The 6,483-nt window shown below is 37.9% G+C and carries 5 protein-coding genes and 1 pseudogene; 1 reads left to right on the forward strand and 5 read right to left on the reverse strand.

Annotated features, from left to right (window positions below; all coding sequences use genetic code 11):
• Positions 1–332 precede the first annotated feature (332 nt).
• The 4 genes from LC605_RS30350 to LC605_RS30365 all read right to left on the reverse strand — a co-directional run bounded on the left by LC605_RS30350 (position 333) and on the right by LC605_RS30365 (position 4,954).
• Positions 333–2,180, reverse strand: coding sequence for a choice-of-anchor L domain-containing protein (locus LC605_RS30350; protein WP_229551138.1), 1,848 nt, complete (start codon positions 2,178–2,180; stop codon positions 333–335).
• A gap of 886 nt (positions 2,181–3,066) precedes the next feature.
• Entirely contained in the window at positions 3,067–3,729 is a 663-nt protein-coding gene (locus tag LC605_RS30355) for a hypothetical protein (protein ID WP_229551139.1), read from the reverse strand.
• Positions 3,730–4,133: 404 nt separating this feature from the next.
• Positions 4,134–4,526 carry a hypothetical protein gene (locus LC605_RS30360; RefSeq protein WP_306426891.1) on the reverse strand — a complete coding sequence of 131 codons (393 nt, stop codon included), beginning with the start codon at positions 4,524–4,526 and terminating at the stop codon, positions 4,134–4,136.
• 152 nt (positions 4,527–4,678) lie between these two features.
• Positions 4,679–4,954, reverse strand: a complete 276-nt coding sequence (locus LC605_RS30365; RefSeq protein WP_229551140.1) for a helix-turn-helix domain-containing protein — start codon at positions 4,952–4,954, stop codon at positions 4,679–4,681.
• Positions 4,955–5,075: 121 nt separating this feature from the next.
• Here LC605_RS30365 and LC605_RS30370 point away from each other — a divergent pair, with 121 nt between their 5' ends.
• Complete coding sequence (locus LC605_RS30370; protein WP_229551141.1) at positions 5,076–5,270, forward strand: hypothetical protein; 195 nt, start codon at positions 5,076–5,078, stop codon at positions 5,268–5,270.
• A 189-nt stretch (positions 5,271–5,459) separates the two neighbouring features.
• Here LC605_RS30370 and LC605_RS30375 read toward each other — a convergent pair.
• Positions 5,460–5,945, reverse strand: a pseudogene (locus LC605_RS30375) (ISAs1 family transposase); the annotation flags it as partial.
• Positions 5,946–6,483 lie beyond the last annotated feature (538 nt).

Raw genomic sequence — 6,483 nt, forward strand, 5'->3', positions numbered from 1 at the left:
GTTTATATTACTATACCTTGGGGTTCTGGTGGCTATGCTTTTTTTTTGCTGGTAACTATAAACAAGATTAATCATTTATTCGCGTAATACATACGCGAACACTTCTTTTTTGTCCAAAGTCCAATTAAAAGATAAGTTTCCCTGTGCTACTTAGTTACCAGTGATTTACCAGAATACCGCAGAGATTCCTTTAACATGGTATCAATAGATAATGGCAAATAAAGGGGACGCGATCGCGTCCCCTTAGTTTTCAAACTAATTGATTAGCAATTTTAAATTTTAGATTTTGTCTAATCCACAATCTAAAATCGCTTGATTTGACTTCAAAACTCCTAAGCAACGAAAATATCTGCATTGGTCAGGGACAATCCGGTATTAAGAGTAGCAATTTGGACTCCCGCTATTGCTCCTGTGCCATCTTGATCGAAGAACAGAAAACCATTGCCTTGATTGTAAATAAATCTTTGACTACTTGTAGTCGCTGCTGTGCCGATAACAAATTGATTGGCAGCAATCGCCGCACCAGCAACTAGCCCTCCACCAAAACCAGCAGCAGAGACAAAAATCGTATCATCAACTACGCTAAAGTCACTAATCGTGTCAATTCCTTCAGTCGAAGAGTTGAATACAAAGCGATCGCTTCCTGTACCGCCGTTGAGTGTATCATTGCCGATACCGCCGTTGAGTGTATCATTGCCAGTGCCGCCATTGAGCGAGTCATTGCCACTATTACCAGTCAAACGGTCGTTTCCGTCACCTCCTATGAGTATGTCCGTTCCTATTCCTCCATCAATAGCGTCATTTCCGCTTCCTCCATCTATGCTGTCATTACCATTACCACCTACCAGAAAGTCGTCATCGGCTCCTCCAATCAAAGTATCGTCGCCATTTCCCCCATTGAGAAAGTCGGCTCCATTATCTCCCTGAAGAAAATCGTTACCGTCATTTCCGAAAAGAATATCATTACCATCTGCGCCAGTCATAGTGTCATTTCCTTTCTTTCCTACATAGGAATCGTCACCAGGACTGCCGAAAAACTTACTTCCAATTGTTTCTGTGTTTACTACAGCATCATCAAACTGAAGAAACTCTACATCTTTTAAGGTGTTTGTATTATTAACTTTTGTAAATTTACCGTCCCCTTGAACATTGAACTGACTCAGAGATCCTGAAAAAACTACTTTATCTATTTCACTACCACCATTAATAATGTTGTTACCAGGACTACCACTGATACTGATAATATCGTTACCTGTTCCAGCGAGAACAACATTATTTCCACCACCTGTATTAATAATGTCATTACCTGCTCCAGCATCAATAAAATCGTTAAATTGGCCTCCTGTTAAAGTGTCAGATGCAGAACTACCAGCTAATTTGAACAAAATTTCGTTACCTGCAAATCCTCCTATGTCATCTATATACATGTTAGAAACAAATAAGGCAGAATCGTAGATTTGGTCTCCAGTATCAGCTACACCAATCTTAATAGTATTTAAATCTTCATCAAGAGAGTAAAGTGGAGCAGAAACTACTATGGTTTTACTTACGCCATCGTATTCAATCGGCAGACTTGAATCACTATTATTTGTTATTAGTGGTAGATTTTGACTATCTAAAGCATTTATAGCCTGATTTGTAATACTCAGAGGAATTTGTTTATTGCTGCCATCTAAAAAAGCAATATTTTCACCATTGACAAAAACACCTGCAATGTCAATAAAACTTGTGCTTGCAAACTCAGGGTATTCGTCAGAAGCAAATTTTAGCTCTAAGAAAATAGTGCCACCTTTTTTTGGTGTTGCGGTACCGTTTGAAGAGTTGCCATAAAACGAGAATTCTAAAATGTTGGCTTCTTTTACACCGCCATTGTTAGAAAAAGCAGTATTTGCTAAGGTTTGAAAATCTGGATCGCCTAGAGTTCCTAATCCTGGAACATCTAGACCAAAATTAGTCTGTGTATTTGTTGTAGGAGGAGATCCGTTTCCGGTTGTGAGAAGAATTCCTTTGGCAATCTTTAATTGAGTAATACTACCATCGTAAAAAGACGTTTGCCCGTCTCCTCCTATAAAGTTTATGGGTTGATTAATATCTACTGGGACTGTTGGTGGTACAATTTCTGCCGCTCTAATCAACTTTAATGGATCTGTACCTAGAATATATGGTGTAAACGCAGCCATAAATTACCTCTTTCAAGATTGGTGATATGAGAATTAATTTCTTGTCTATCTTTTTCATAGACTAAAAACAGTTAATTGTTAATAATCTAAGAAAATATTTTACGAGCGTAAAATATTTAAATTGGTCAGATTTGTTGCAGATATTTCGCTAACACAGCAGCAGGGCAAACGCATCTAAAGTATAAAAATACTTTTCTATCATTCTTGGAAACCAATAATCAAAACCAGGTTTGGAAACTTTAATTTAACCAAAATTGGAGGCTTTATTTTCTAACATCAACTAAAATCTATAGCCAAAAATTGAAAATCAAAATTCCAAAAGGCTTTGAGCAATTGAGTTTTCCTACTCTAAGAGAAAAAGATTAAATACTTTTGGTGTTGCAACCAATCAAGAACCGCTGTAGCTAAGTTGTGGTTCAAATGCAGGTAAGCCTGTAATTTGAGCCTCCATATTAATTAACAAACTGGTTTGGGAAATTATTCCAAAAATTCAAAAAAACTTTCTATTAGGCGATCGCTCAGGGCATTAATTCGTCTTGTTCTTTTAAAATAGAACTTCTTCATTAGTCACAAGTTAAGCCTGTATCGCAGTTGTCAAGGGGCTTTTAGAAAATGCTTGAAAGAAAAATTGGTCAGAGCCTCGCTGTTTGTCTGGGAACTGACTTTTCACGGGATGTGGAAAGTCAGGTATGATATACTCCGTACGGGCATAAACTGCGCTTTTGTTCAGCCTCTAGCTAGATCGATTTGGCTCGTTTAATAATCAATTCATTTTTAGATTTTTTATACATTTACTGCTTAATGTAGCAATTTATATACAAAAGACAATGCTTATTAGACGCCCTTCCACTACAATGTGATGTTGATCTGCCTAATGCCTAACTACCTAAACTGGCTGAGACACGTCCCAAAGTTGAAGGAATAATCGTAAAAAACAGTCATAAAACTCACCACCACGACGATGTTTGATTATGCGAGAATCTTTACCATGTGTATGTGTTGAGTATGGAGTAAAATAAACAACTCGATCAGTAATTATGATTCTACCGATGTGAGGATAGTTAAAAAGTCTAAGTTCAATTTCTCCATTACTTATATAGTTTTCTAGATACTTAATTGTCATCTCGATTTGATTTTGAAGTACCCCCCTTCCAAACGCAGGGTCGAAAGTAGCTAACTCCTTTTCTCGTTGCATTATCCAATCAGTACCAACTGCGTTAGGCAGAGGTAACATTAGTTTAAACTCAGACAATTTTCCACGGGGCTTGCGATGCAACACTTTGCTGAACAACCCTCGTTGAATATCATTCCCTCGTCCTGTGAGCAAGTACACGAATGAAGCCTTTTCAAGTTCTCTTGTAATGTCTTCGTCAGCTTCGGCTTTTGAGCGAAAGACATACTCAATATCAATATCAAGCAGCCGTCCCAAAACTCCAGTGAGTAACCATCTTATGTACTGCGAAACCAACCCACCAAGGACAATTAGGATAATGCTGCCAACAATAGATGCCAATACGCCATTAACAAAGAAGTTAACTATAGTTTCCACAAAATCTTAATTACCTCTAATTCATTAGCATTAATTGTCCACTGGCAACTTAGAAGTACTGTCCTCAGCGATAACCTAGCAGCCTAACTAGTTAGTATACGCGAAATTTCCGTATATCTATGTGGTTTGGGATGCATTAGAGAGGTAGTGAGCCAGTTCGTATTTCTTGCGAACGCAAGCCCTGGCTTACCTGATGGCTAACCCCAACCCGAATCAATACTGCGTAGGTTTTGGAAAGAAAGTAGGCTCAAACCCTTAAAATATCCTTGTCTATAATGCCCAAAACAGGCAAAACCTACGCAGTATTGAAAGCGGATCATGAGGGTGAAAGTTCCGTCACGCCTGTCCCCAGTGCTGAAAAATGGTCACATGAGGCGATCGCTGCAAGGTCAAATGTACGACCTCTACCTATGCAGAAACTCACGCGTTGCGGCGAATTCGGGGCAGAATCCAGGGTTAGTTTTGAAAAAAGCAATGGCAGTTGGTTTGTAACCGAAGCGTTCTCGGCAATAATCTTCAAATGTTTTGTGCGTCCAACGGTACAGCCGTCTGTCTCTCAATTCCATAAGCGCTTTCAAAGCCTCAAAAAACGCCCGTTCCACACGGCGCTCTGGATGTAGGCCATCACGCTGTTCTTCGTCGCTTAACTCTTCAACCTCAACAGCAGTAATCGTAATTGTTGCTGAAGCGGGATCTACTTGCTGGGAGATATCCTCGTTTACAGAGCTAGCTGCTGAAGTTGAATCGGGAGATGCAGCAGAGGTGGCTTTGTTACGTCTAGAAGGTGGTTTAGGCATGATTCCACCAATTCTTGTTCAACAATATTTTTTCAGAGTTGATTGCAACGTAGATTTTGGATGTAACAGATAAGTGCGTAGACGTAGCCCAACCTAGACATTCCTCTACAAAAGAGACTAGAGGTAGAAATAAAAGATTGATAGTAAGGGGATCAATCATCAAAACGCACCCCTAAATCTAATCCTAAAGCTTGTTCAATCCCGCGCAGAGTTTCTTCAGAAATCCACTGTCTTTTTTCCTGTTCTATTTGATACCAATAAGCAGTAGAAATTCCTGCTGAGGTGGCTAAAACCTGCACTGATCTTCCATCTTTTTCTCTTGCCTCCTTAATTTTTTGAGATAAATCTGGGATTGTAACTTTTATCTGTCTAACAACATCCATCAACATTGGTGTACACGCCTCCATAATTCTAAACTTGTTTTGCATTTTAAAAGTATACACTAGTTGATAACTACTGTATATTACAGTAGTACAAAATAAGAAACAGAGAAAGCGCCCCCGACTCGCAATCTGAAGCGCTTTCCGTCCCCATAGGAACTTATCAATCATGACACACCCAAGATATACCCAACAACAGCTAAAACACAAATCCATAGCCCGTCTCAAACAAATCTACAGCGAAATCGCCTGTACAGTCGAAGTAATCGACAAGCGCTGTAAAGATGCATGGATTACTGCGATCGCCAGGGCAAACGCATCTTATTTACTAATAAAAACTAAGAAAGATTGCAAAATGATATAGATAATTGCAAAAATTGATGGAACGATAAGCAAACTAAATCAAATATGTTCTCAAAATATGAATTAGGTTATCTTCATCTAAATGACTATTTATGAATAAGAAAATAATTAAATTATCGTGTACATAAAAATATATTTACCTAGAAAATAAATTATGTGAAATATTTTACTCAAGTTTTAATCTACTATTTTAAGCTAATGCTAAAATTCTTAGTAAATAGTTGTTATCCATCGCCGCGAGGAACTGTTTATTTTTAATTCCACGTTTAACACGCTTCTCTTGAGTTAAAAGATTGACTGCAATATGTCTAAGAATTGCAAAATTCTGTGGAGCATTATCTTTTCCCCTACGACAGTCATCTTCTCTTAAGGCAACATCCAATAGCCAATGCAATGAATTTTCAATTCCCCAATGACTGCGAATAGAATTACCAAACTGTTTAGCATCTGACTCAAGGCTACTGATAAAATAACGAGTTTCAACTGTTGTTTCACCATTGAATGAACGGACAGATTCTACCATGCCAACACTATTAAATTTTGACCAAACTGAATCTGGGTTAAGCCGAGATTCAATTTCAGATAACATTACGTAATTGCGGATTTCATGACGACCATGCCCTATTTCTTCTGTTTTATATGTGCTATGTTCAATCCCATCAAAACCTGTGGCTATCCCTGACAGGGCGAACGCATCTTGTCAATAAGAATAGTCTATTATCAATAAATTCTTAACTAATCGCATTAAGCATACCTTATTGACCTAGTATTAAGTCTCGATTATTACTTTTTCTACTTAGATGAAAAAGAAGCGATCGCTATAAATCCGATTATTTGATTGACTACATTAGTTCAGCTTTTTGTCAATATATTTTTGTAGAATTTAGATGCGTTCGCCCTGCCTATCGATGCTAATGCTGGGGGAATAAGTGATAAGCTACCAAACCCAAAAATATTAAAGCTATAATTTTCATCTGCACAAGAATACAAATACGATATTGCCAAGATAATTCCGATAATTCCTAATATGAATAAAATGATTACTGTTGCAATCATATTTGATTTATTCTACTTTGTATAACTATATTTAAGGAGGCAGGAGGAAGAAGGCAGGAGGCAGGAGGAATCCCCATAAATAAATTCAGGGGATTTAGCAAGGATGTCGTATTTCTTGCGCTATGCGTCTCGAAATACATATTTTTTTGTTTTTCATA

Source organism: Nostoc sp. CHAB 5836, assembly GCF_020829445.1.
Lineage (GTDB): Bacteria > Cyanobacteriota > Cyanobacteriia > Cyanobacteriales > Nostocaceae > Nostoc.

Bases quoted from the DNA above. Each gene is read 5' to 3' on its own strand.
- LC605_RS30365 (WP_229551140.1), bottom strand. From the start codon at position 4,954: ATGCAAAACAAGTTTAGAATTATGGAGGCGTGTACACCAATGTTGATG.
- LC605_RS30370 (WP_229551141.1), top strand. From the start codon at position 5,076: ATGACACACCCAAGATATACCCAACAACAGCTAAAACACAAATCCATA.
- LC605_RS30360 (WP_306426891.1), bottom strand. From the start codon at position 4,526: ATGCCTAAACCACCTTCTAGACGTAACAAAGCCACCTCTGCTGCATCT.
- LC605_RS30350 (WP_229551138.1), bottom strand. From the start codon at position 2,180: ATGGCTGCGTTTACACCATATATTCTAGGTACAGATCCATTAAAGTTG.